The organism is Paraburkholderia lycopersici, assembly GCF_900096975.1.
Classification (GTDB): domain Bacteria; phylum Pseudomonadota; class Gammaproteobacteria; order Burkholderiales; family Burkholderiaceae; genus Paraburkholderia; species Paraburkholderia lycopersici.
Genome location: NZ_FMYQ01000031.1, coordinates 77,344 through 99,922 on the forward strand (window position 1 = coordinate 77,344; position 22,579 = coordinate 99,922).

At 66.9% G+C, this 22,579-nt stretch carries 24 protein-coding genes and 1 pseudogene; 14 read left to right on the top strand and 11 right to left on the bottom strand.

Going from position 1 to position 22,579, the window contains the following annotated elements:
- Positions 1 to 200: 200 nt before the first annotated feature.
- The 3 genes from BLU17_RS26725 to BLU17_RS26735 form a co-directional block, all read right to left on the bottom strand.
- On the bottom strand, positions 201 to 398 hold the full coding sequence (locus BLU17_RS26725) for a DUF3562 domain-containing protein (RefSeq protein ID WP_092003801.1): 198 nt from the start codon (positions 396 to 398) through the stop codon (positions 201 to 203).
- 280 nt (positions 399 to 678) lie between these two features.
- Entirely contained in the window at positions 679 to 1,740 is a 1,062-nt protein-coding gene (locus BLU17_RS26730; RefSeq protein WP_092003804.1) for an alkene reductase, read from the bottom strand.
- A 76-nt stretch (positions 1,741 to 1,816) separates the two neighbouring features.
- Positions 1,817 to 2,146, bottom strand: coding sequence for an ArsR/SmtB family transcription factor (locus BLU17_RS26735; protein ID WP_092003807.1), 330 nt, complete (start codon positions 2,144 to 2,146; stop codon positions 1,817 to 1,819).
- A gap of 206 nt (positions 2,147 to 2,352) precedes the next feature.
- Between BLU17_RS26735 and BLU17_RS26740 the strand changes: the two genes are divergently transcribed.
- Entirely contained in the window at positions 2,353 to 2,790 is a 438-nt protein-coding gene (locus BLU17_RS26740) for a hypothetical protein (protein ID WP_092003811.1), read from the top strand.
- Positions 2,791 to 3,059: 269 nt separating this feature from the next.
- On the opposite strand, the gene BLU17_RS26745 is transcribed toward BLU17_RS26740, so the two are convergent.
- Positions 3,060 to 3,893 carry an isocitrate lyase/PEP mutase family protein gene (locus BLU17_RS26745; RefSeq protein ID WP_092003814.1) on the bottom strand — a complete coding sequence of 278 codons (834 nt, stop codon included), beginning with the start codon at positions 3,891 to 3,893 and terminating at the stop codon, positions 3,060 to 3,062.
- 345 nt (positions 3,894 to 4,238) lie between these two features.
- Here BLU17_RS26745 and BLU17_RS26750 point away from each other — a divergent pair, with 345 nt between their 5' ends.
- Together BLU17_RS26750 and BLU17_RS26755 are read left to right on the top strand one after the other, a co-directional pair.
- A complete protein-coding gene (locus BLU17_RS26750; protein WP_092003817.1) occupies positions 4,239 to 5,234 on the top strand; it encodes a LacI family DNA-binding transcriptional regulator in 996 nt (331 codons plus the stop codon).
- 247 nt (positions 5,235 to 5,481) lie between these two features.
- Positions 5,482 to 6,669: a pyridoxal phosphate-dependent aminotransferase gene (locus tag BLU17_RS26755; protein ID WP_092003819.1), complete on the top strand. Its 1,188-nt coding sequence runs from the start codon at positions 5,482 to 5,484 to the stop codon at positions 6,667 to 6,669.
- Here BLU17_RS26755 and BLU17_RS26760 read toward each other — a convergent pair.
- From BLU17_RS26760 to BLU17_RS26770, 3 genes are read right to left on the bottom strand one after another with little or no spacing between them, the layout of a single operon-like run.
- Positions 6,666 to 7,070: a nucleotide triphosphate diphosphatase NUDT15 gene (locus BLU17_RS26760; protein WP_176929206.1), complete on the bottom strand. Its 405-nt coding sequence runs from the start codon at positions 7,068 to 7,070 to the stop codon at positions 6,666 to 6,668. The two genes, BLU17_RS26755 and BLU17_RS26760, sit on opposite strands and share 4 nt — an antisense overlap.
- Positions 7,071 to 7,125: 55 nt before the next feature.
- Complete coding sequence (locus BLU17_RS26765; protein WP_092003825.1) at positions 7,126 to 7,359, bottom strand: hypothetical protein; 234 nt, start codon at positions 7,357 to 7,359, stop codon at positions 7,126 to 7,128.
- A gap of 38 nt (positions 7,360 to 7,397) precedes the next feature.
- Positions 7,398 to 7,862 carry an Lrp/AsnC family transcriptional regulator gene (locus BLU17_RS26770; protein WP_092003828.1) on the bottom strand — a complete coding sequence of 155 codons (465 nt, stop codon included), beginning with the start codon at positions 7,860 to 7,862 and terminating at the stop codon, positions 7,398 to 7,400.
- Positions 7,863 to 7,999: 137 nt separating this feature from the next.
- Here BLU17_RS26770 and BLU17_RS26775 point away from each other — a divergent pair, with 137 nt between their 5' ends.
- Positions 8,000 to 8,626, top strand: a complete 627-nt coding sequence (locus BLU17_RS26775; RefSeq protein WP_092003831.1) for a LysE family translocator — start codon at positions 8,000 to 8,002, stop codon at positions 8,624 to 8,626.
- Positions 8,627 to 8,699: 73 nt separating this feature from the next.
- Here BLU17_RS26775 and BLU17_RS26780 read toward each other — a convergent pair whose 3' ends face one another.
- Positions 8,700 to 9,206, bottom strand: a complete 507-nt coding sequence (locus BLU17_RS26780; RefSeq protein WP_092003834.1) for a DUF1993 domain-containing protein — start codon at positions 9,204 to 9,206, stop codon at positions 8,700 to 8,702.
- A gap of 268 nt (positions 9,207 to 9,474) precedes the next feature.
- Between BLU17_RS26780 and BLU17_RS26785 the strand changes: the two genes are divergently transcribed.
- Positions 9,475 to 10,182 carry a hypothetical protein gene (locus tag BLU17_RS26785; RefSeq protein WP_342713872.1) on the top strand — a complete coding sequence of 236 codons (708 nt, stop codon included), beginning with the start codon at positions 9,475 to 9,477 and terminating at the stop codon, positions 10,180 to 10,182.
- A gap of 328 nt (positions 10,183 to 10,510) precedes the next feature.
- On the top strand, positions 10,511 to 10,780 hold the full coding sequence (locus BLU17_RS26790) for a hypothetical protein (protein ID WP_092003837.1): 270 nt from the start codon (positions 10,511 to 10,513) through the stop codon (positions 10,778 to 10,780).
- Positions 10,781 to 10,804: 24 nt separating this feature from the next.
- Here BLU17_RS26790 and nadE read toward each other — a convergent pair.
- A pseudogene (gene nadE, locus BLU17_RS26795) lies at positions 10,805 to 11,561 on the bottom strand (NAD(+) synthase).
- Positions 11,562 to 11,757: 196 nt separating this feature from the next.
- On the opposite strand from nadE, the gene BLU17_RS26800 reads away from it, so the two are divergent.
- On the top strand, positions 11,758 to 13,014 hold the full coding sequence (locus BLU17_RS26800) for a L,D-transpeptidase (protein WP_425434145.1): 1,257 nt from the start codon (positions 11,758 to 11,760) through the stop codon (positions 13,012 to 13,014).
- Positions 13,015 to 13,046: 32 nt separating this feature from the next.
- Here BLU17_RS26800 and BLU17_RS26805 read toward each other — a convergent pair whose 3' ends face one another.
- Positions 13,047 to 13,967, bottom strand: a complete 921-nt coding sequence (locus BLU17_RS26805; RefSeq protein WP_092003840.1) for a DMT family transporter — start codon at positions 13,965 to 13,967, stop codon at positions 13,047 to 13,049.
- Between the two features lie 219 nt (positions 13,968 to 14,186).
- Positions 14,187 to 15,758 carry an ABC1 kinase family protein gene (locus BLU17_RS26810; protein WP_092003882.1) on the bottom strand — a complete coding sequence of 524 codons (1,572 nt, stop codon included), beginning with the start codon at positions 15,756 to 15,758 and terminating at the stop codon, positions 14,187 to 14,189.
- A gap of 192 nt (positions 15,759 to 15,950) precedes the next feature.
- Here BLU17_RS26810 and BLU17_RS26815 point away from each other — a divergent pair, with 192 nt between their 5' ends.
- The 7 genes from BLU17_RS26815 to BLU17_RS26845 all read left to right on the top strand — a co-directional run bounded on the left by BLU17_RS26815 (position 15,951) and on the right by BLU17_RS26845 (position 22,469).
- Entirely contained in the window at positions 15,951 to 16,706 is a 756-nt protein-coding gene (locus BLU17_RS26815; protein ID WP_092003843.1) for a DeoR/GlpR family DNA-binding transcription regulator, read from the top strand.
- Between the two features lie 404 nt (positions 16,707 to 17,110).
- Positions 17,111 to 18,193: a 2-aminoethylphosphonate ABC transporter substrate-binding protein gene (gene phnS, locus BLU17_RS26820; protein WP_092003846.1), complete on the top strand. Its 1,083-nt coding sequence runs from the start codon at positions 17,111 to 17,113 to the stop codon at positions 18,191 to 18,193.
- A 41-nt stretch (positions 18,194 to 18,234) separates the two neighbouring features.
- Positions 18,235 to 19,344 (top strand): 2-aminoethylphosphonate ABC transport system ATP-binding subunit PhnT, encoded by a 1,110-nt coding sequence (gene phnT / locus BLU17_RS26825; protein ID WP_425434146.1) that lies wholly within the window; start codon positions 18,235 to 18,237, stop codon positions 19,342 to 19,344.
- On the top strand, positions 19,322 to 20,236 hold the full coding sequence (locus tag BLU17_RS26830) for a 2-aminoethylphosphonate ABC transporter permease subunit (protein WP_092003849.1): 915 nt from the start codon (positions 19,322 to 19,324) through the stop codon (positions 20,234 to 20,236). Before phnT ends, BLU17_RS26830 begins: the two co-directional genes overlap by 23 nt.
- Entirely contained in the window at positions 20,226 to 21,101 is an 876-nt protein-coding gene (gene phnV, locus BLU17_RS26835; protein WP_092003852.1) for a 2-aminoethylphosphonate ABC transport system, membrane component PhnV, read from the top strand. The genes BLU17_RS26830 and phnV overlap by 11 nt, the downstream gene beginning before the upstream one ends.
- Before the next feature lie 130 nt (positions 21,102 to 21,231).
- On the top strand, positions 21,232 to 21,858 hold the full coding sequence (locus tag BLU17_RS26840) for a GntR family transcriptional regulator (protein ID WP_245747025.1): 627 nt from the start codon (positions 21,232 to 21,234) through the stop codon (positions 21,856 to 21,858).
- A gap of 56 nt (positions 21,859 to 21,914) precedes the next feature.
- Complete coding sequence (locus BLU17_RS26845) at positions 21,915 to 22,469, top strand: phosphonate degradation HD-domain oxygenase (protein ID WP_092003858.1); 555 nt, start codon at positions 21,915 to 21,917, stop codon at positions 22,467 to 22,469.
- Positions 22,470 to 22,579: the final 110 nt, after the last annotated feature.

Sequence of the window (22,579 nt, forward strand, 5' to 3'; positions counted from 1 at the left end):
CGTGCAAAAAAACGCCGCCGATGTTCCGGCGGCTCAACAGGGGTTGAGCTTATGGTTGCAGCAAAGAATTAAACCAGCCTTAAGAGCCAAGGGCGTGCGGTGGATGCACAGACATGCCAAGGTAGCGCGCCGGAAGGAAGCGTGCGGCGGGGAGAGCAGCCGGCCTCGATCAGCCGGCGCGAAAGCGCGCGCCGTGAAGATCAGTGCGGCGTCGGAGCGCTTTGCCGCAGCGTCGCACGCACCTTGCGCGCGGCGAACAGCGGGAGATAGTCCTGGATGCGCGCTTCGGCGCGATATTGATCGAGGGTGTCGGCGTAGATGCGCGCCACCGTTTCTTCAGGCGTGTTGGTTTCTTCGGCGATAGTATGGACGATCTGGTCAACGTCGGTCTTCGGCATGACTTGGCTCCGGTCAGCGGGGAAGGGGCGGCAGACAAGGTCTGAATTCAAGGATATCCGCGCCAGGGTTTCCAATTGAATCGCACTATCGAATCGCACTATCGAGGGCGCCCGCCGACGGGCGCCGAGCGCGGGATCCGTCTGAATTTTGCCGCCCGTGCGTGCGTCCGCCAGGTTCGGATCGTTCAGAGAAAAGCGGCCGCGGCGAGGCAGGCTGCCTCAGCCGTGGCCGCACGTCGGCGTGCGGCGATGCTGTGCGCCCTTTATGGCGGCGTCGCGGTCATGCCGCGCTTTCGAGCGACGGATAGTCCGTGTAGCCCGTCTCGCCGCGCGCGTAATACGTCGAAGGATTCGGCGCGTTGAGCGGCGCGTTCAGCTCGAAGCGGCGCGGCAGATCGGGGTTCGCGATGAAAAGCTGGCCCCAGGCGACCGCATCGGCTTCGCCGGCTTCGAGCACGGACTGCGCCGATTCCAGCGAGAACTTCTCGTTCGCGATGAACGGACCGCCGAATTCGGCCTTCAGTTGCGGCCCGAGGCGGTTGTCGCCGAGCGATTCGCGTGCGAAAAGGAACGCGATCTTGCGCTTGCCGAGTTCGCGCGCCACATAGCCGAACGTCGCCGCGGGATTCGAATCGCCCATCGTGTGTGCGTCGCCGCGCGGCGCGATATGCACGCCCACGCGGTTCGCGCCCCAAACATCGATGCACGCGTCGGTGATTTCGAGCAACAGGCGCGCGCGGTTCTCGATCGAGCCGCCGTAGGCGTCCGTGCGCTGGTTGGTGCTGTCCTGCAGGAACTGGTCGATCAGATAGCCGTTTGCGCCATGGATCTCCACGCCGTCGAAGCCCGCGGCCTTCGCGTTGACCGCGCCCAGGCGGAACGCCGCGATCACGCCGGCGATTTCGGCGGTTTCGAGCGCGCGCGGCGTGACGTACGCGCGTTGCGGACGCACGAGGCTCACGTGGCCCTGCGGGGCGATCGCGCTGGGCGCGACCGGCAGATCGCCGTTCAGGAACACGGGATCGGAAACGCGGCCCACATGCCACAGTTGCAGGAAGATGCGACCGCCCGCGGCGTGCACGGCGTCCGTCACGATTTTCCAGCCCGCCACCTGCTCCTGCGACCAGATGCCCGGCGTTTCGGCGTAGCCGACGCCTTGCGGCGTTACCGAGGTCGCCTCGCTGATAATGAGGCCGGCCGATGCGCGCTCGGCGTAGTACTTGCCCATGAGCGCGTTGGGCACGCGCGCTTCGCCCGCGCGCTGACGCGTGAGCGGAGCCATGATGATGCGGTTCGGCAGCGTGAGGTCGCCGATCTGGATAGGGTCGAAAAGCGTTGCCATGTGTTCACCTTGTCTGCGGGCGCGGCCCGCGGGCTGAGAAGCGATACGGGAATCGAAACGCACGATGCGTCGAGGATCACAACTGCGCGTTCATGTGGGCGATGAACGCCTCGATGACCGGCTCGTTGCGCTTGAAGAACACCCACTGCCCCACACGCTTCGACGTGACGAGTCCCGCCTTCTGCAGTACGGCCAGGTGCGCGGATACCGTGGACTGCGACAGCGCACAATGTGCGTCGATCTTGCCTGCGCAGACGCCGTGGTCCAGCGGCAGTTCCTGGTCGCCGAAATGCGCCTGCGGCTCGCGCAGGCAGGCGAGAATCTCGCGGCGCACGGGATTCGCAAGCGCCTTGCAGATCGCGTCGATATCCAGATCTGGCAGTGGAGTGGGTGGGGGTTTCTTCATCTCGGCTGCATCGTAACTGTCCGAATCATATATCGTAATTGTACGATATGGTTGATGACACTCATTTGAACAGGGTTGTCTCTGCGCTGCTCGTCGCCGTCGGCCATTTTGTTACACCTCTTACGGAGCGCGCCGCGTGGCGTTACAAAGTGCTTTCACGTTGACCGCTATACTCGGTGCCGTCTTAAAAACGTAAGAGCACAACTATGTCGAAGAAAATCATCCAGATGGTTGCCGTTGCCGCGTTGACCGCTGCGGCATCGCTGCCGGCGCTGGCCGGCGATATGAACAACGCACTGGGTGGCGCGCTCGGCGGCGTGGCTGGCGCGGCCCTGGGCGGCGCGGTGGGCGGCAGCACGGGCGCGGTTATCGGCGGCGCGGTGGGCGGCGGCGCGGGTGGCGCGGTTACGTCGAATCGTCGCGAGCGCACGGGCGCAATCATCGGCGGCGCGCTTGGCGGCGGCGCGGGAACGGCTGCGGGCAACGCCATGGGCGGCCGCACGGGCGGGCTGATCGGCGCGGCGGTGGGCGGCGGCGCTGGCTCGGCGCTTGGCGGCAACATCTCGCGTTCAAACTCGTACGCCGACGACTATTCGCGCGGCTATCACGGCAAGCGCCATCACAAGTACCGTCACTACGATTAAAGACGGCTGGCCGGGCGGATCGGCTGTGCGCCGCGCCGCCTCCTTCCCGCTAGCTGCTTCTGCATACACGATTCCGTCGGCAGTCGGGTTGCCTGCTTCGCGCATGAGCGGGGGGGGGGGCGATCATTGCGGCTTTCGTTAGATTGATTTGGCATGCGAATCAATTCGCCCGCCTTTCTGCTTGCGGGCGTAGCGTCGGCTCTCTACGCGGACACCACGAGGCTCGCGTAGCGTCAGTCCGGCAGCCCATTCGTGGCGCTGGCGCTGGCTTACGTCCCGCTGCGGAAAAGACCGTTGAGCGTCGCGCCGGGCGCGGCGCCTTCGAAGCCGTCGAAGCGCCCATCGGCGAGCCGTTGCGCCGCGCGCATGAAGCTCCCCCAGGCAGTGCGTGCGAGCGCGCCGCCCACGCTCACGCGTCGCACGCCGAGTGCGGCCAGATCGTCCAACGTGAGGGCCGAATTCGCGCCGATCAGCACGTTCACCGGCTTCGGTGCGACTGCGGAGACGACGGCCGCGATTTGTTCGCGCGTCTGGATGCCGGGCGCATAGAGGCAATCCGCGCCTGCCTGCGCATACGCCTGCAACCGCGCGATGGCGTCGTCGAGGTCCGGCATGCCGGCCACGAAATTTTCCGCTCGGCCTGTTAACAAGGTGTCTCCGCCACGCTCGTCGATCGCGCGGCGCGCCGCGCGCATGCGCTCGACGGCCACGTCGAGCGGCAGTAGCGGCGCCGCAGCGTCTCCGGTCGAATCCTCGACGGAAAGGCCGGCGACGCCGGTCTCGACGGCGAGGCCCACGCTTTGCGCTACGCCCGCGGGATCTGCGCCGAAGCCGTTTTCGAAGTCGGCGTTTACGGGCAGGTCGGTGGCCGCCACGATCTCGCGCAGATGGGCGAGAATCGCTTCGCGCGGCAGGGTGTTGTCTGCATGGCCGCGCGACCATGCGAAGCCGGAACTCGTGGTCGCCAGCGCCTTGAAGCCGAGGCCCTGGAGATAGCGCGCGCTTCCCACGTCCCAGGGGTTCGGCAGCACGAAACAACCGGCGGCATGCAGCGCGCGAAATTCGGCGCGTTGCCTGGCTGTGTTGCGGGTAGGTTCTGACATGGCACGTCTCCTTGTGGCTCTTGAGTGGGCGGCGAAGCGTCTTCGCCGGAATGGGCGCAGCGTCGCGCCGTTGTTCCGCTGTTATTCCGCTGTTATTCCGCCGTTATTCCGCCGTTATTCGATTGTGACCGAATTCGCGGATCTGCGAATCCGGCGGCTCGTATCCGCACGGCGGCTCCGCATAAAAATCAGTATGCCGAATTAAATGAATGACGACGCGCCTCAGCGGCCGTAGACCCGAAACGCGTGGGAAAAAGGGACTTAGCCGTTATCATATGCGCTCTTCCATTCTGCCGTTTCGCCGTGATGTCCAAAACCACCGCTCCGAAAGCCACGCCGCCCCGCATGTCCGATGTCGCCCGTCTCGCGGGTGTCTCGAAGATGACGGTGTCACGCGTGATGGCGGGGCGCAGCGCGTCGGAGACGACACGCGAGCGCGTGCAGCGCGCCATCGAAGAACTCGGCTACGTAGCCGACGCGGCGGCGGGCGCGCTTTCCTCGGGGCGCTCGTCGTTCGTTGCCGTGCTCGTGCCTTCGCTCTCCAGTTCCAATTTCTCGGACACCGTGAGCGGCCTCACGGCCGTGCTCGAACCGCAGGGACTCGAGTTGCTGATCGGCGATACCGACTATTTTCTCGACCGCGAGGAGCGCCTCGTGCGCCAGATGCTGCGCCATCAGCCGCGCTGCATCGCGTTGACGGGCTCGCAGCATACGGATGCCACACGCATGCTGTTGCAGCGCTCCGGCGTGCCCGTCGTCGAGATGTGGGACCTGCCCGCAGAGCCGATCGACATGGCTGTGGGCTTTTCCAACGTGAGCGCCGCGCGCGAGATGGTGCGCTATCTCGCGGGCAAGGGGCATCGTCGCATCGGATTTCTCGGCGGCGCGGGCGAACTGGACCGGCGCGGCCTCGACCGGCTCAAGGGTTATCAGACGGAGATGAAGGCGCTCGGACTCGACAGGCATCGCGTGGTGCGGCTAGGCGAATCGCCGGTCACGATGAGCCACGGCGCGCCGGCCATGGCCGAACTGCTCGAGCGCTGGCCCGACACGCAGGCTGTGATGTGCGTGAGCGACATGTCGGCGTTCGGCGCGATCATGGAATGCCAGCGGCGCGGCCTCAGCGTGCCCGGCGACATGGCCATTGCGGGCTTCGGCAACTTCGAGATCGCGGCCTGCTGCCATCCGACGATCACCACCGTTTCGGTGGACGCCTATGGCATTGGCCAGCGCACGGGCGAGGCGATCGTCGCCGCGCTCGCGGCGGCGGACGGCGGGAGCGTGCCGCATCCGGCGAAAACGCGCATTCAGTATACCGTCGTGCCGCGCGAGAGTGCTTGAGCGCACAGGCGCCTCGGCGCGCGTAGTCAGCACGCTTTGCCCGGCGCTGTTGCGGACAGCGGCGATCCGGATCGGCCTCGTGAAAGGCACATGCGCGTGTCGGTCGTGGCTCTGCGGCATCGTTCCCTGTATCGTTGTGGACGCGTCGAAATGTGCCATGGCGCGGCGCGTGCAGTACGAATCAACATGAACGGTTTGAACGCCGCGGCGTGAGAGATTCGCCGGGCGTTCGGGGGAGTCGCGGAAGATGAAATATTCGAGTCTGGTCGAGCGGTTGCAGGGCCGTCGCACGACGGCGTGGGAGATCCATCATACGGCGGTGCAGGCCGCGGCGCGTGGCGAGGACGTGATCGTGCTGAGCGTGGGAGACCCCGAGTTCGGTACACCCGCGCCGGTTGTCGAGCGCGCCGTGGCCGCGCTGCGCGAAGGCGACACGCATTACACGGCCATCATGGGCCGCGAGCCGTTGCGCGAAGCGATCGCGCGCGTGCATGCGCTGCAAAGCGGGCGTCCGGTTGGCGCGCAGAACGTGATTCTGTGCGCGGGGGCGCAGAACGGCCTGTTCGCGTCGTCGCTATGCCTGCTGGAGGCCGGCGATGAAGTGCTCGTACCCGAGCCGATGTATCTGACCTACGAGGCCGCGATCCGCGCGTCGGGCGCTACGCTCGTGCCCGTGCCTGTCGATCCCGCGAGCGGTTTTCATCTCGACTGCGACGCGCTCGAGGCGGCCCTCACGCCGCGCACGCGCGCGATCTTCTTCGCGACGCCGTGCAATCCCACCGGCGCCGTGATGCCGCGCGCGCACCTCGAACGCGTCGCGCAACTGGCGAGGCGGCACGACCTGTGGGTGCTGTCCGACGAGGTCTATGCCGACCTCGCGTTCGAACGCGAGCACGTGAGCATCGGCGCGCTCGAAGGCATGGCGGAGCGCACGGTCACGCTCGGCAGCCTTTCGAAGTCGCATGCGATGGCGGGCTGGCGGCTCGGCTGGGTGATCGCGCCCGAAACGATGATCGCGCATCTGGCGCGGCTCGCGCTCTGCATGCTCTACGGCTTGCCCGGCTTCGTTCAGGAGGCGGCGCTTACGGCGCTCGATAACCGCGCGCAGATCGTTTCGCAGATGCGCGAGATCTATCGCCGCCGCCGCGACATCGTCTACGAGCGGCTGGCGAAGGTGCCGGGGCTGAAGTGCCTGTTGCCGGAAGCCGGCATGTTCATGATGATCGACGTTCGCGGCACGGGTCTGGATACGCACGCATTCACCTGGCAGCTCTTCGAGGCGCAGAAGGTTTCCGTGCTCGACGCGAGCGCGTTCGGCGAAACCGCCAACGGTTATGTCCGGCTTGGTTTCGTCGTGGACGAGCCGCGGCTTGTTCAGGCATGCGACCGTATCGCGGCGTTCGTGCAGCAGCGCGCGGAGGCCGGGGTGCGCTAGCGGATCTCGAAGTAGAGGCGGGTCGGCTCGAACAGGTTCGCGGGCAGCGCGTCGCGCGCGAACCACGCCCAGCGCACGCACTTGTCGGGCTCGGCGACGATCGGCGTGCCAGATGCGCCAGCCTCGACGAACAGCGTCACGTGGCGCACGCGGCCGGCTTCGAGCCAGCCGCTGGCCCAGCCGGCCGCTTGCGCGGCAGTCAGTTCGAGGCCGGTTTCCTCGCGCAGTTCGCGCGCGGCAGCGGCAAGCGGATCTTCGCCGGGATCGACCTTTCCGCCTGGAAAGGCCCACGTGTCGCGTCCCCACGCGCTCTTGCGCAGACCGAGCAGCCACGCTCCGCCGTTGCGCACGACGACGCCCACGCCGAGCACGGTGACGGGCGTGTTCAACGGATCTGTCATGTCCTGCGATGGTTGATCTGGAATCCGAATCATGTGCTCAAATTGGGGGCGGGTTCTAGCGCTCGCCGTCGAGCAGATCGTTGAGCAATTCGTCGAAAGCAGCCTGGGCGTCTTCCAGCTCCTGTAGCGCCGCGTCAAAAGTCTGCAGCGCGAACTGGGACGGACGGCCGTCTCCTTCCGGCGGAAATTGCGACTGCAGCGAGGTGAACGCCGTCTTGACGCGCTGGGTTGCTGTCAGCACGCGGTCCATTGCGGCGGCTTCCTCGGCTCGTGCCTGTTCTGGGGTCATCGAAAGCTCCGGTTATAGGTGAGTGCGGTTGAATGCGTTCAGGGCAGAGGTAGTCCGCCCTCGGCCTTCACTTCGCGCAGCGACAGCGCCGATTCGACCGACGTGACACCGGGCAAGCTGCGCAACTGGTCGCGCATGAAGGTGCCGTAGTCGTCGAGATCGCGGGCCACCACCTGCAAAATATAGTCCGCCGTGCCGGACACGTTGTGGCAGGAAAGAATGCGTTCGATCGCGAGGACTTCGCGCTCGAAGCGGTCGGCGAGCGCACGGTCGTGCACGGCAAAGCGCACCGCGACGAATCCCACCACGCCGTAGCCGAGTGCGCGGCGCGAGAGCACGGCGCGGTAGCGCTCGATATAACCTTCCTGTTCGAGGCGCTTGAGACGCCGCGCGCAGGGCGTTTCGCTCAGTCCCACCGTTTCGGCCAGCCGTGCATTCGGCATGCGCCCGTCGGCTTGCAGCGCGCCGAGGATTGCCCGGTCGAGTTTGTCGAGGTCGCTCATCGTGGTTAGGGGGGATTCTCGTCAGAATCCGGGAATTCTAGCGCATTCCGCCAACTTTTTGAGAAAGGGTTATGAAAAATGCCCGAAATCGCTCCGCATGGAGCGGCATGATAGAGCCTCTTTCACGCGAGGCCAACATGATTTCCGCCCACTTGCTGTTGATGTTCATCGTCGCCCTCATCATCGTATGCGCGCTGCCCGGCGCCGATATGGCGCTGGTGATGCAGACCAGCATGAGCCGTGGCACGCGCAGCGGATTCGCGGCGGCCTGCGGGCTCGGGCTCGCGCGCGCTACCCACGTGACGCTTTCCGCGTGCGGTCTCGCGGCCTTGCTGCGCAATGCGCCGTGGCTCTACGAGGTCGTGCGTTACGCGGGCGCGGCATATCTCACGTGGATCGCCGTGCAGATCTTCCGTGCGCCCGCGTTCACGATGCCCGAACAGGCGGGCATGACCGTGGCGCGACCGCGCCGCACCGATTTCGCCAAGGGGTTGCTCACCAACCTGCTAAACCCGAAGGCGCTGCTGTTCTGCTCCGTGCTGCTGCCGCAGTTCATCCGGCCCGAGGCGGGCTCGGTCTGGTTGCAGGTGTCCGTGCTGGGCGTGGTGCTGGTCGCCGTGTGCGCGCTCTTCGACGTGATTTACGTGCTGGGCGCTGCGCGCATCGCCGTGTGGCTGCGCGGTCATCCGCTCGCGCAGACGGTCCAGAAGTGGGCGTTTTCATCGGCGTTGATCGGCTTCGCTCTGAGGCTGTCGCTCGACTGACGCTTCCCGCGGATGACGTTCGTGTGAACGCGTGCGGAGCGCAAGGCGCCGCACGCCGGTTTGCGCTCGCGCGTTAGCGGGAGCCCAGATAGTCGAGCTTGCCCAGCTCCACGCCGTTGTGACGCAAGATGTCGTAGGCAGTGGTGATGTGGAAGAAGAAGTTGGGCAGCACGAACCCCAGCAGATAGCTTTGGCCGGTGAACTCGATCGGGCCGCTGCGCATTTTGAGCGTGATGCTGCGCGCTTCCGTGCCGTCGATCTGTTCGGGCTTGAACGTGTTCAGGTAGTCGATGGTCTTCTGGATACGTCCGTGCAGTTCGTCGAAGGTGACCTCGACATCTTCGAACTTCGGCGCCTCGACGCCGGCGAGGCGCGCGGCGCAGCCCTTCGCGGTGTCGGTGGCGATGTGGATCTGGCGCGCGAGCGGCAGCATGTCGGGAAAGAGCCGCGCGCCCGTCAGCACGGAGGGGTCGATCTGCTTCTCGGCTGCGTGCGCCTGCGCCTTGCCAATGATGTTTTGCAGATTGGTGAGGCCGCGCACGAGCACGGGCATCGATGCTTGATACATGGAAATGGACATGGGGTTTCCTCGTTTCTTCGAATGCGCGCGATGCGCTCCGCGTCGGAGCTAACCGGGCGGCTCATTATGCGCTATCGCGTGGTGCGCTGCCATCGGCCGATCGGCATACCGCAAGTGCCGCGGCCAGCTATCTTGTGGCGCGCATCCATTGCCTGGGAATCCAGATCAAAAATTCCTTGTGAAACCCTGAGGTTGCGAGCGGACGCCGCCTGAGCGCCGGGGTGCGCGCCGGGTGTGTGCCGGCTGCGCGGGAAAGCACGCGGCGCAGGTGCGCCTGTACGCCGATGTGCGCAATCGCCCCGACAAAATTCGAATGTGGTCTAATAAGCCGGCATCAACCATCCAATCCGCATCGTGCCGCACGATGCGCTCAACCATGAACGCAGAAAAGGCAGCAAGACGCCGCATCGCGCGCCGCATGGCAGAAGGTATTGCTTGTTGCACAGGCGTGCAGCGGTGGTGTCCGCGAGCGCAGCGCCTGTCGCTGCTGGTGCTGGCCGCAGCCAGCGTGGCGCAGCAGGCCGCAGTCGCGCAAGATCCGCGGCTCCTCGATACGCGCGTCACGCAGGAGTCGGTGGCGGAAACGATTTGCCGCCCGGGTTATGCCGACACCGTCGCGCCGCCGTTCGACCAGACGATGGCGCTCAAAGGCCGCATGCTCGCGTCGCGCGGCATCGACGCCGACGAAGGCGTGGGCTACGCGCTCGACCGGCATGTGCCGATCGTCCTCGGCGGCTCGCCCGATGCCGCTGCCAACTTCGACCTGCTGCCGTGGGGCGGCCATGCCGGCGAGCGCCGCAAGTCGCTGCTCACGGTGCGTCTGAAACGGTGCGTGTGCGCGGGGCGGATGACACTGGCTCAGGCGCAGGCCGCGATCAGCGGCAACTGGGTGCACCAGTATGACCGCCTGACTCGCATGGACTGTGGCGGCGCGGCAGACGAGACGACGTCGGCGAGCCGCGACGACGGCTCCTGATGCGGCCTTTAGAAACGCCATTTCGGCCGCAACCGTTCTGCTTCGGGCATAGTGTTTGCATGCCGAATCAGTTACGCGCGACCGGCAGACAATATGCCGCAGCGCGCCGCTGGGCAAATGCGACTATGCTGACATTGATCAACGAGAGGGAGTCACAATAATGCTTACGTCCAGCCTTTTATTGCTTGGCGTCGCCGCCGTGCTCGGTCAGGTAGCGTGGACTCGCGCTCGCGCGAGCTTGCAGCCCGTCCGCGTGCGCGCGACGCAACCCCGCCGGTTCCGCTAAACGCGGTCCATCGAATTCAATTTTCTCGCCAGGTAGGCCGTCATGCACCTGACTGTGTGGAACGTTCCCGAAACCTGCAGCGAGCAGGATGTGCGCAGCTTTTTCGAGCGCGAGCTTGGCCATTACGCCAAGGGCATCACCGTCTATGACGCGGGTACGCCGAACGCGCACGCCGATCTCGAACTCGATTCGGAAGTGCCTTACGTGGCCGACGCCGTGGCGCGCGAGCTTCAGTTGCGCCGCCTTGCAGGCGTCGCGCTCAGGGTAAGCGCGGCGCCGTTCGACGACGAAGAGCCTGCGCCGCGCAGTTGATTCTCGCGCGGCGGTCGCGGTGATTCACGCAGCCGCGTCCGGCGCGTCGTAGGGCGTAGCAGGCAGCAACCGCTTGTGGCGTGTCGCGTCGTAGAAGCGAAAGATCGTCTCGTACGCGTTCTCGCTCACCGCCTTGCCTTCTCCAGAAAGTCGTCGATCTCATCATAGCCGATTCCAGAGGCGTCCTCGTCCGGATGCAGGGGGCGCAGCGTCTCCCGATCCGCGGTCGGCGTTTTCTCCACCAGCGCGGCAGACGCGCCGAGCCCCGCGCGAGCGCACGCACGCGCCGCCTGCTCAGGCCCGCGAGCGGCAGCACGTCGGCGCCGCCGTCGCCGAACTTCGTGAAAAACCCATCAGCGATTCCGCCGCGTGGTCCGTGCCTGTACGAGACGAGGCCCGAGCGGGCGCCCGCCACCGCCTATTGGCGATCATCCGTTCGCGCGCCTTGACGTTGCCGTGAACCCGGTCTTGCGTGCTTTCGTCGGCGAACGTGAGACCGCCCGCAGAAAGCGAGGCGAGCATGGCGGCGTCCGCTTCGTCGCGCTGCGTGCCATCGGGCAGCCGCATCGCAACGAAGCGGGCCGACCATGGCCTTGCGCGCGCGGGGCTTCCACGCTCGGTTGCGCGAGGCGGCCGGCCGTTGCGGAGTCGATGCCGACGCCGACGCCGGGCACGAGTGTCTGCGGACGCTTGCCCGCAGGCGCTGCGCGAGAAAGCGCACGCGGCGCTCGTTCCCGGCGTGCACGTCGAAACTCGCGATGACGTTCTGTTCGGCGATGATGCGTTGCTGGCGGGCGAGCCGGCCGGCACCGGGTTGGGGTAGGGGCGGTTCCTTTTTGCATGATGCTTGCGACGAGTGCGCGCATCGAGCGTTGTCTGGTCTAATGGCGGGTGGTCGTTGCGCTGCCGCCGACGCCGCACTGGACGGCGTCCGGCACATCCGACTTCAACAAGACGCAAAATCAGCCGGACTTACGATGAACGACAATTTTTCGCGGCGCCAAGGTGCTCGCGTGCAGGGCGGCGTCCGGGGCGACGCGCCGCAACTTTCCCATCATAGGTTGCCGCGTTTCGGGGCGCGTCCGCGCCGAGCGGTGGCGGTGGCGGCTGCGCTCTGCGCCTGGGTTTGCGCATCGTTGGCGGCGCGCGCCGCCTGGGCCGCGGACGACGTGCCGGCTTCCGGCGCACACGGTACGTCGGGGGCGGTGATGGGCGCGTCTCCGCATGCCGCGTCGAGCCCAACTGCTTCGGGTGCGTTGGCGGCTTCCGGCGCGCCGACGGTGCGCCCGGCTTCGCAGGCGGCTTCGTCCGGGGCGGCATCGGCTGCCTCCGCGTCGGCGCGTGCTTCGGCGGTCCCGGAGGCATCTGGAGGCGCAGAGGCGTCCGCCGCGCCGGCCGCCTCTGCGCCTCCCGCGCTGACGCTTCCCGTTCACCCAGCGCTCACGCCCGAGCAGGCGGCCGAGGAAACGCGCGACGCGCTCGAAATGCGCAAGCGCTTCGCGCGCGACGTCGACCGGCGCCTGCGCGTGCCGCTCGCCGACCAGCGCGCCTACGGCGAGCGTCTGCAGGTCGCGCTCGAAGAAGAGGATCTCGGCGCGCTGGCGGGCGAATTCGTCATCCTCGTCGATCGCAGCGCGAACGTGCAGGCGCTCTTCATCTATTTCCGCGCCTTGCCTGACGAGCCCTGGCAGTTGATCGGCGCGTCGCCGGTCGCGACGGGCCGCCCCGGCGAGTTCGACCACTTCCTCACGCCGCTCGGCGTGTTCGAGCACACGCCGCTGAACATGGACTTCCGCGCCGAAGGCACCATGAACCAGAACGGCATACGCGGTTACGGCCGCCGCGACATGCGCATTTACGATCTCGGCTGGGTGGACGGCGAGCGCGGCTGGGGCAAGGGCGGCTATTCGCAGATGCGCTTCCAGATGCACGCCACCGATCCCGACCGGCTCGAGCCGCTGCTCGGCATCCGCCACTCGAAGGGCTGCGTGCGGATTCCGGCGCAGCTCAATGCGTTCATCGACCACTACGGCATCATCGACGCCGGGTACCAGGCTCTCGTCGACGCGGGTAAATCGCTGTGGGTGCTCCACTCCGACCGTGAAATCACGCCGTGGGCGGGGCGCTTCATCGTCGTGATCGATTCCGGGCGCAAGACGCGTCCCGCATGGTCGCCGGCGCCCGGCGGCAAGGCGCGCGCGAAGGTGCCGGCCGGCGCGGACACCGCGGACTGAGCGTCTGGCCCGGCGAGGGCGCGGCCGCCGCGTCAGGCCGATTCACCGCGCCAGGCGCGTCGGGCAATCAGCACGCCTGCGAGCGCGACGCCGAAGCCCGCCATTTGCGTGGGCGTGAGCGTTTCGCCGAACAGCAGCCAGCTTTCGAGCGCCGCGAGCGGCGGCGCGAGAAAGAGCAGCGCCGTGGCGCGCGCGGCGTCGCCGTGGCGCACCATCCAGACGAGCAGCGTCACGCCCGCGCCCGAGAGCATCGCAATACCCCACGCCAGCGAGAACCATAAGGTCGGCGACGCGGTCCAGCGCGTCTCGCCGAGCACGAGCGCGAGCGCGGCGGCGACGACAGCCGCGCCGGCGTTCTGCACGGCGCTCGCGCTGCGAATGTCGGCTCGGGCGAGCGAGGTTTTCTGATAAAGCGTGCCCGCCGTGATCGAGCCCACCGCCGCCACCGCCACGATCACCACAAGTAGCGGATTCGCGTGACCATGCGCGGCGTTGGTGCCGGCGAGCGCGCCGCCAGTGGCATGCAGGGCGGCGCGCAGCTTTGGGCTCAGCACGAGCACGACGCCCGCGAGGCCGAGCGACATGCCTGTCCAGCGCCTCGGCGGCAGGCGCTCGCCGAACAGGCGCGCCGCGATCGCGGCCGTGAGCAGGGGCTGGAGCGCGCCGAGCAGCGCCATCACGCCCGCGCTCAGGCCTTGTGCGACCGCCCAGTATCCCGCGCCGAGATACACGCCCTGAAGCAGCGCGCCGGCGAGCAGATGCTTGCCGATTTCGCGTCCGCGCGGCCAGGGTGCGCGCAGGGCCAGCGCCACGATTGCGAACAACGCAGCCGTGCCGGCGAAGCGGGCGAGCAGGAACAGGTTGGGATCGGCGTAGGGCGCGATGGCGCGCGCGACGACGAAACCCGTCGACCACAGGGCGACGAACAGGGCGGGGGCGATTGAGGCGAGCATCGGTGTCGGAAGCGGGCATGCGCTCGCGCGGCGCCCAGGAGTCGCGAAAGGCTCGGAGTATGGCGTGACGCCCCTGCTGCGGTCTTGTTCAGGACTGCACTGCTGTGCGAGCGCGCTACATCGGGCGCGGTCGTCGGCTCACTGTTAGTGTGCAACTAACGGCCAGCCCCGCGCTGCGCTCGCCAATGCAAACATCGCGTTGCGGCATGCCGACGAAGATCAGCCGCCAAAGAAGACTGCCGTCGCGCCTATCAGGCCCCCGCACAATGCGCATGCAAGCAGCAGCGCACGCGTGCGCCGATGCTCGCGGCGCCATGCAGCGAGCAGGGCGGCCTGCGAGGCCTGGCCGGGCGCGGTGCCGGGGCCCGTTTTCGCGCGATGCTCGAAGTAGCGAAACAGCGTTTGCGGTACGCGTGGCGCGATCTGCGCGAGGTGCGGCAGCTCCTGCGAAAGCCGCCGGATCCAGCCGTGGCGCCCGAGATCGCGCCGCGCGATCCCGGCGAGCGTGTGCTGGGCGATGCCCCAGGCATCGACGCCCGGATGGATCGAGCGCGCCAGTGCCTCGGCCTGGCCAAACGCGCGTTGCGCCGCCACGAGGCGCGGCGACACCTCGCCTCCGAACGGCTGCACCGAATGCAGCAGATGATGGAACAGCGCACCCGCGCTGCGCTCGTCCGTGTTGCTCGCGAAATGCGCTTCGCTGCGCGTGCGCAACTCGGCCTCGATCTGCTCGGTGCGCGCGTGCGCGGGCACATGGCCCGCCACGTGGTGCAATGTTGCCAGCCGCCCGTAATCCTGTTCGAACAGCGCCGTTGCGCCGTGCACGAAGAATTCACGCTCGGGCGAGGATAGACTCGTCATCAGCGAGGCGCCCGCGAGCACGAGCCGGCCGCGCGTTTCGGGCTCGACGCTCACGGCGACGCGCCGGGCATCGAGCGCCGCATGGAAGAAACCGTGCTCGAACGCCTGGCGCGTGACCACTTCGATCAGATGCGCAGCCACCTGCGTGACGTTGATGTGATGCCCGGCGAGCCCGGCGATGTCGGTTGCGCGCACGGTGTCGATGTGCTGCACGGCGATCGTCTGCGCGGTGCAGAGGTCCCAGATCACGTCGGGAACGACGATGCGCGGATCGTCGCCAAGCTGATGCCCGCTCTGGCTCAGGTTCGCAGCCTGGGCGCGCAGATCGAAACGGCGCTGCAGATCTTCGCGCAGCGCCTGCGCGAGCGCGCGCAACCGGAGCCTGCGCGCGGCGCGCGAAAAGCGCTCCATCCACCGGGCCACGGCGCATAGCAGCGCGGCGTCGTCGTCGGCTTCCTGGACCTGTTTCGTGCGCAGCAGGCGCAGCGTGATCGTCTGGTGACCGTTCACCGGCAGCGCAAGCCGCGCGATGTGCGTCTGTTCGCACCAGCCGTTGTGAGCGGGCGTGGGGCCGATCCACGTGAGCAGCGTTTCGGGCGGCTTGCCGAGCGCGGCGCGCAGCGCGGCATCGAGCGCTTCGCCGGCAAGCGGTTCTTCGAAATGTTCGATGGCGTCGATGGCGTCGTGCAACGTCGCGCCCGCGAGTTCGGGGCGCGTGGCGAGCGTTTGCGCGAAGGCTGCGGCGAGCGGCGCGAGACGTGGCAGCGAACCTTGAAGACGCGAGGCGAAGCGCGGGTTGCCGTGCAGGCTCGATGCGAGCGTGACGAACCAGTGCAGCTTGTGATGCTCGGGCGCGGCGAGCCAGAACAGCCTGATGCCATAACGCAGCGCACAAAACAGCAGACGCAATTGACGAAATCGTGAACGCATGAATTCCAGGATCGGCCCCATGTTCGGCAAAGCGGGCGTCGCGCAAGCGCGCGCGGTCCCCACGAGATTAGCAGGGATGCGCGGGCGATGGCAGTGCACGCTCGTTCGGCGCGTGCGTAATACAATACGGCGGCTTTTACGAATTCAAGCGTTCCCCACGCGTTTTTCCACGCACGACCCGCGCCCACCGAGATGCTCGCAGAACAACGTCACCAATACATCCTCTCGCAAGTGAACCGGACCGGCGCGCTCTCAGTGGCGGATCTCGTGCGCGAACTGCGTGTTTCGCGCGAGACGATCCGGCGCGACCTCAATACGCTCGCAGCGCGCGGCCTGCTCGTGACGACTCATGGCGGCGCGCTCTCCAGCGACCGCCGCGAGCCCGATCTCGACGTGCGCGAAGCCGCCAACGCGAGCGCCAAGCGCGCGATCGGCGAGCGCGCGGCGGAGTTCGTGCCCGATGGCGCCTCTCTCATCATCGATTCGGGCAGCACTACGCATGCGCTCGCGCGCGCGCTCACCGACCGTCATCGGCTCACGGTCTATACCAACGACTGGCGCATCGCGCTGTTGCTCGGGCGCCGCAACGAGAACCGCGTGACGCTGCTGGGCGGCGAGCTGTCCGATCACGAGGAAGCGACCTTCGGCCTCGACACCGTGCAGCAGCTTTCCCAGTATCACGCCGATTTCGCGTTCGTCGGCGCGGGCGGCATCACGGCCGACGGCTGGCTCACCGACTACTCGCGCATGGTCGCCGAAGTACGCAGCCGCATGCTCGCGGCCGCGGCCTGTCCGGTCATCGTCGCCGACCATTCGAAGTTCGGGCGCGTGACGCCCGTGCGCATCAACGGCTTCGAGCACGCGCGCTACGTCATCACTGAGCTTGCGCCCGAAAAGGGCGTTGCCCGCGCGATTGCCGCGCGCGGGCCAGAGCTCGTCATCGCCTGACCGTTCCCCCCGCCGCGGCTGCCGCCGCTTTTGCCTGCCCCCGGACCGTCTGCATGCCTGCCCTTGCCGCGCCGGCAGGACGCTTTCGTCGCGATGCGACTTGTCGAATATTGGCGATTTGTGGACTTTTTTGCAAAACGCCACAATCGTCATGCGCGTGTCATCAAAACCTGTGATTCTTGCGGGGCCCGTCCAGACGGGCCGGCAAGCGAGGCGGACGGCAACTCCGCACCTCGCCGCGCCGGCCGGTTGCAGGCGGAACGCGTCGGATTGCAGACAATCTGCAATCTGCGGCGCGACACCGCCAGGCGGCGCGGTCCGCTGACGTTCGAATCGTTCGATCCATTCAATCACAAACGCATCGGGTATCCCCGAGCAACTGGTTTTTGCCTTCGGAGAGTGACATGAACCACACGAAAATCCATCGCGCGGGTTTTGCACGCAAGCTGCTGCCGATGGCGGCCGCCGCGGCGCTGCTGGGCGCGGCAATGAGCGCGCACGCCGCCGACGCCGTCGTGCTGTACACGGCCGACGGCCTCGAAAATCTCTACCGCGACGTGCTGCCGGCCTTCGAGAAGAAAGAAGGCGTGAAGGTCAACATCGTGACGGCGGGCAGCGGCGAAGTGGTGAACCGCGCGAACGTCGAAAAGGATTCGCCGAAGGCCGACGTGATCGTCACGCTGCCGCCGTTCATCCAGCAGGCGCAGCAAAGCGGCCTGCTCGAGCCGTACCAGAGCGTGAACTACAAGAACGTGCCGGCGATCGCGAAGGCGACGGACGGCTCGTGGGCGACGTTCGTGAACAACTACTTTTCGTTCGCGATCAACCCCGACGTCGTGAAGAACCAGCCGAAGACGTTTGCCGACCTGCTGCACCCGGACTACACGGGCAAGGTCGCCTACTCGAACCCGGCCACGGCCGGCGACGGCATGGCCGTGATCATCCTCACGACTTCGCTGATGGGCGAGGACAAGGCGTTCGACTACCTCAAGAAGCTCGAGCAGAGCGCGAAGTTCCACACCAAGGGCACGGGCTATCTCGACGTGCTGCTCTCGCGCAACGAAATCGCGGTGGCCAACGGCGACCTGCAGATGGATCTCGACGACGCAGCCAACGGCGGCCTTTCGCTCAAGCCGATCTTCCTCGCGGCCGATTCCAGCGGCCATCCCACGACGTTCCAGCTGCCGTACGCGATCGGCCTGATCAAGAACGGCCCGAACCAGGCCGAAGGCAAGAAGCTGATCGATTATCTGATGTCGACGGACGTGCAGTCGAAGGTGCCCGACATCTTCGGTATTCCGGCCCGCACGGACGTGGCGCTCACGGGCAAGAACGGCGCGGCGGTCAAGCAGGCCATCGAGGGCGTGAAGCTGATTCCGGTGGACTGGAACCAGGTGATGGCGAAGAAAGCCGACTGGACGACGCGCTGGAAGAATGAAGTGATCGGCTCGTCGGGCAAGCAGACCGAAGTCGTGAAGCCGAAATAAGTACATGTCATCGAGCAATACCTGAGCAGGAGATGAACCCGGTGAATACCGCAAGCCTCGCGCCGGCCGGCATGGCCCGCGCGCTACCGGATGTGTCCGGACTGACCGATACGACGGACGCGCGCGGCGCGGCGGGCGTGCGGATCGATCACCTGAGCGTGCGCTTCGGCGCGCGCACCGTGCTCGACGATCTGTCGCTCACGATCCGGCGCGGCGAACTGTTGACCGTGCTGGGCCGCAGCGGCTGCGGCAAGACCACCTTGCTGCGCTTCATCGCCGGGTTCATCGAAGCCGATGGACTTGCGGGCTCGCTCACCGTGGCGGGCCGCGACCTGACCCATGTGCCGCCGCATCGGCGCAACCTGGGTCTGCTGTTCCAGAGCTACGCGCTTTTTCCGCACCTCTCGGTGTTCGAGAATGTCGCGTTCGGGTTGAAAGCGCGCCGCGTGCCGTCGCGCGACATCGCCCGGCGCGTGGCCGACGCGCTCAAGCTCGTGCAGCTCGGCGACGCGGGCCACGTCATGCCCGCGCAGCTCTCGGGCGGCATGCAGCAGCGCGTGGCGCTCGCGCGCGCGCTCGTGATCGAGCCCGACGTGCTGCTGCTCGACGAGCCGCTTTCGGCGCTCGACGCCAATCTGCGCGCCTCGGTGCGCTCCGAACTGAAGGCGCTGCACGAGCGTCTGCCCGATCTGACGATCGTCTGCGTGACGCACGATCAGGACGACGCACTCGTGCTCTCCGACCGCACGCTGCTGATGCGCGATGGCCACATCGCGCAACTCGGCACGCCGCAGGAACTCTACGACACGCCCAACGACGCCTACGTGGCGCGCTATCTGGGCGCCGCGAACCTGCTGCCGCCGAACGTCGCGTTCCCGGTGGGCGACGCGCGCCACGACGCGCGCGACAAGCTCGCGTGCCTGCGCCCCGAAAGCCTGCGCATCGTGCCGCTCGGCGAAGGGGCGCTACACGGCACGATCGAGTCGGTCGAATGGTATGGCTCGGTGCTGTCGGTCCCGGTGCTGCTCGACGCGATGCCCAATGAACCGGTGCTCGTCACCATGCAGCGCGGCCACGGCATGGCGCCGGCGAAAGGCATGCGCGTGTCCCTGCGTTACGAGGCTGACGATGTCGTCCTTATCAACCCCTGATTCCGCCCTGACGTTGCCCGGCGCCGACGCGCACGCAGCCGCCGTGCGTCGTCGCGAACGGCGCGCGCAATGGCATATCGCCTTCCTGCTCGTGTTCGTGCTCGGGCCGCTCGTCGTTTATCCGCTCGTGCGCCTCGTGCTGCTGAGTCTGTCGGGTGCGCACGGTCTGGGTTTCCACGCCTACGGGACGTTCTTCGGCAACCCCGATTCGCGCGGCGTGATCGTCACGACGTTGTGGATCCTGTTCTTGAGCGCGGGCCTCGCTTCGGTGCTTGGCGTCGCGCTTGCCGCGTTGCTGTTCTTCAAGCCGTTTCCCGGCGCGCGGCTCGTCACGCGCTTTCTCGAGCTGTTCGTGGCGTTTCCGTCGTTTCTTGTCGCGTTCACGCTGATCTTTCTATACGGCTCGCAGGGCTCCGTGAGCATCGGGCTGCAGCGGCTCTTCCATCTGCAGGCGCCGCCGCTCGATTTCCTGTTCGGCATCGGCGGCGTGGTGCTCGCGGAAGTGGTGTTCTACGCGCCGTTCGTCGTGCGTCCGACGCTCGCCGCATTCGCGCTGCTCGACATGCGCCTGGTCGAAGCCGCACGCAGTCTCGGCGCGAACGGCCGCATGGTCGCCCTGCGCGTGATCTTGCCGCTCGCGTGGCCCGGCATCGCAGCGGGCACGATCCTGTGCTTCCTGCTCACGTTCAACGAGTTCGGCATCCTGCTCGTGCTCGGCAGCGCGCACCTCGTCACGCTGCCGGTCGCGATCTACAGCTCGGCCACGGTCGATCTCGATCTGCCGACAGCCGCCGCCGGCGCCGTGGTCATGCTCGCGATGTCGCTTTCCCTGTATGCGCTATATCGGCGCGTGAATCGCCGCAGTCATGGAGGCGCGCGCAATGTCAACTAATCCCGTCGCCGGTTCGGACCGCATCGCGCTGCCGCCGAAGCATCTTCGGGCGCGGCCTGTCGAGCGCGGCCTCTTTGCGCGTATCGTCGGCGGCGCGCTGCTGGCTTTCGCCGCGCTGCTGTGCGTCTGGCTCTTCGTATTGCCCGTGCTCGTCGTCGCGTTGTCGAGCGTCGCGTCGCACTGGTCGGGCACGATCTTCCCCGACGGTTTCAGCATGCGCTGGTTCGAGCGCCTCGGTTCGAGCGATTTCGATGCGCTCGCAACGAGTCTCGAAGTGGGTTTCGGTGTCGCGGTGCTCGGCACGGCGCTCGGCCTGTGGCTTGCGCTTGCGCTCGAAGGGCGCGACCGGCGCGGCCTCGGCGCAATCGTCGACACGCTCGCGATGGTGCCCAACGGTGTGCCGAGCGTGGTGCTCGGTCTCGCGGTGCTGATCGCCTATCACAAGGCGCCCGTGGATCTGTCGAGCTCGGCCGCCATCGTCGTGTTCGTGCAGCTCGCGCTGGTGCTGCCGTTCTGCTATCGATGCGCCGCGGCGGCGCTGCGTCCCGAGCTGACCGTGCTGCGCGAAGCGGCCGCGAGCCTCGGTGCGCCGCCCTCGATGGTGCTGCGCCGCGTGGTGCTGCCGCAGCTCGTGCCGGCCATCCGCGCGAGTCTCGCGCTGGGTTTCGCGCTTTCGCTCGGCGAACTGGGCGCGACGCTCACGGTGTATCCGCCGGGTTTCGCGACGGTGCCGATCGTCGTGGTGGGCGCGGTCGAGCGCGGTTACTACCTGCCGGCCTCGGCGCTCTCGCTGATCCTGCTGATCGTCTCGCTGGCGGCGCTGCTGTTGATCGCTGCGCGCGTGCCGCGTCGGCGAGCGGACTGAGCGGATGGGTGCCGTGCGGTTCGATGCGCCGCAGGCGCGCAACAGACGGGCAGAGCAGGACGTGAGGGAGAGGGACGATAGCCGTACGCGTGGCGCGTCGGACGCAGTATCGGATTCGACGCCGCTCGCGATGGTGCGCCAGCATTCGCTCACCGCACTGGTGCGCGACGAGATCGAGCGCCGCATCGCGGCGGGCCAGCTCGCGCCGGGCGACAAGCTCAACGAAGCCGACTGGGCGGCTCGCCTCGCTGTCTCGCGCGGACCCGTGCGCGAAGCATTTCGCGCGCTGGAGCAGGCAGGCCTCGTGCGCAACGAGAAGCACCGGGGCGTGTTCGTGCGCAGCGTCGGCGCGGCGGAAGCGCGAGAACTGCACGAGGTATGCGCTGCGCTGCGCGAAGCGGCGTGCCGGATGCTGGCGGCGCGTATCGACGCGGCTCAGGTCGCGCAACTGCGCGAACAGCTTAATGCAATGCGCGACGCCGTGGTCGCCGAAAACGGCGAAGTTTTTCTGCGGGCGCGCGACGCGTTTCACGCGACGCTCGTCGCGGCGGCGGGCAACGCGAGGCTGCGCGAAACCTACGAGAGAACCGTGCGCGAACTGCGGCTCTCGCCGGATCGAGGGGTGCCGGCGCACAGCGCGATGGACGCTTCGTACGCGGAACATCGGGCGCTCTTGAGCGCGCTTGCGTCGCGCGACGCCGACGAGTCGGCCAGACGCATGCGCGAGTCCTGCGGCGACCACGGGCAAAAGGAATGATGGGGACGTGCCGCCACGGCCGTCGCCGTATCCACGTACTAGAGGAGTAGCGGAAGATGGCACTGAGCCTCGCGGATATTCGTGAGCTGTTCGAGACGTACGGCGCGCTGGCCTATAGCGGCGAGCCGGTCACACAGCTGGAACACGCGCTGCAGAGCGGCGCGCTGGCGGAAGAAGAAGGAGCGAGCGAGGAACTGACCGCCGCGGCGTTCCTGCACGATCTCGGGCACCTGCTCAATCGTCAGGGCGAAACGCCGACCGAGCGCGGTATCGACGATCTGCACCAGTACTATGCGTTGCCGTTTCTGCGTCCGGTTTTGCCCGATAGCGTGCTCGAACCGATCCGCCTGCACGTCGATGCAAAGCGTTACCTCTGCGCGATCGACGAAGCGTATTTCGGTTGCCTTTCCGCGGACTCGGTGCGCAGCCTCGAATTGCAGGGCGGCATCTTCAATGCGGACCAGGCGCGTGATTTTGCGGCGCGTCCCTACGCTGAAGACGCGGTGCGCCTACGTCGTTGGGACGATCTTGCGAAGGTCGCGGGCAAGCCCACGCCGGATCTCGCTCACTATCTTCAGCTTGTCGGCCGCGTAATGCAGCGCCATGCTTGAGGCGATTTCACTTAGCACTACAGCCGTAGTTATTGTTTCGTATACTAAGTTAGTACTACTACTGTGTATATGGCTATGAAAGAGATCGCTAAAGCATGGGAACGTGAACT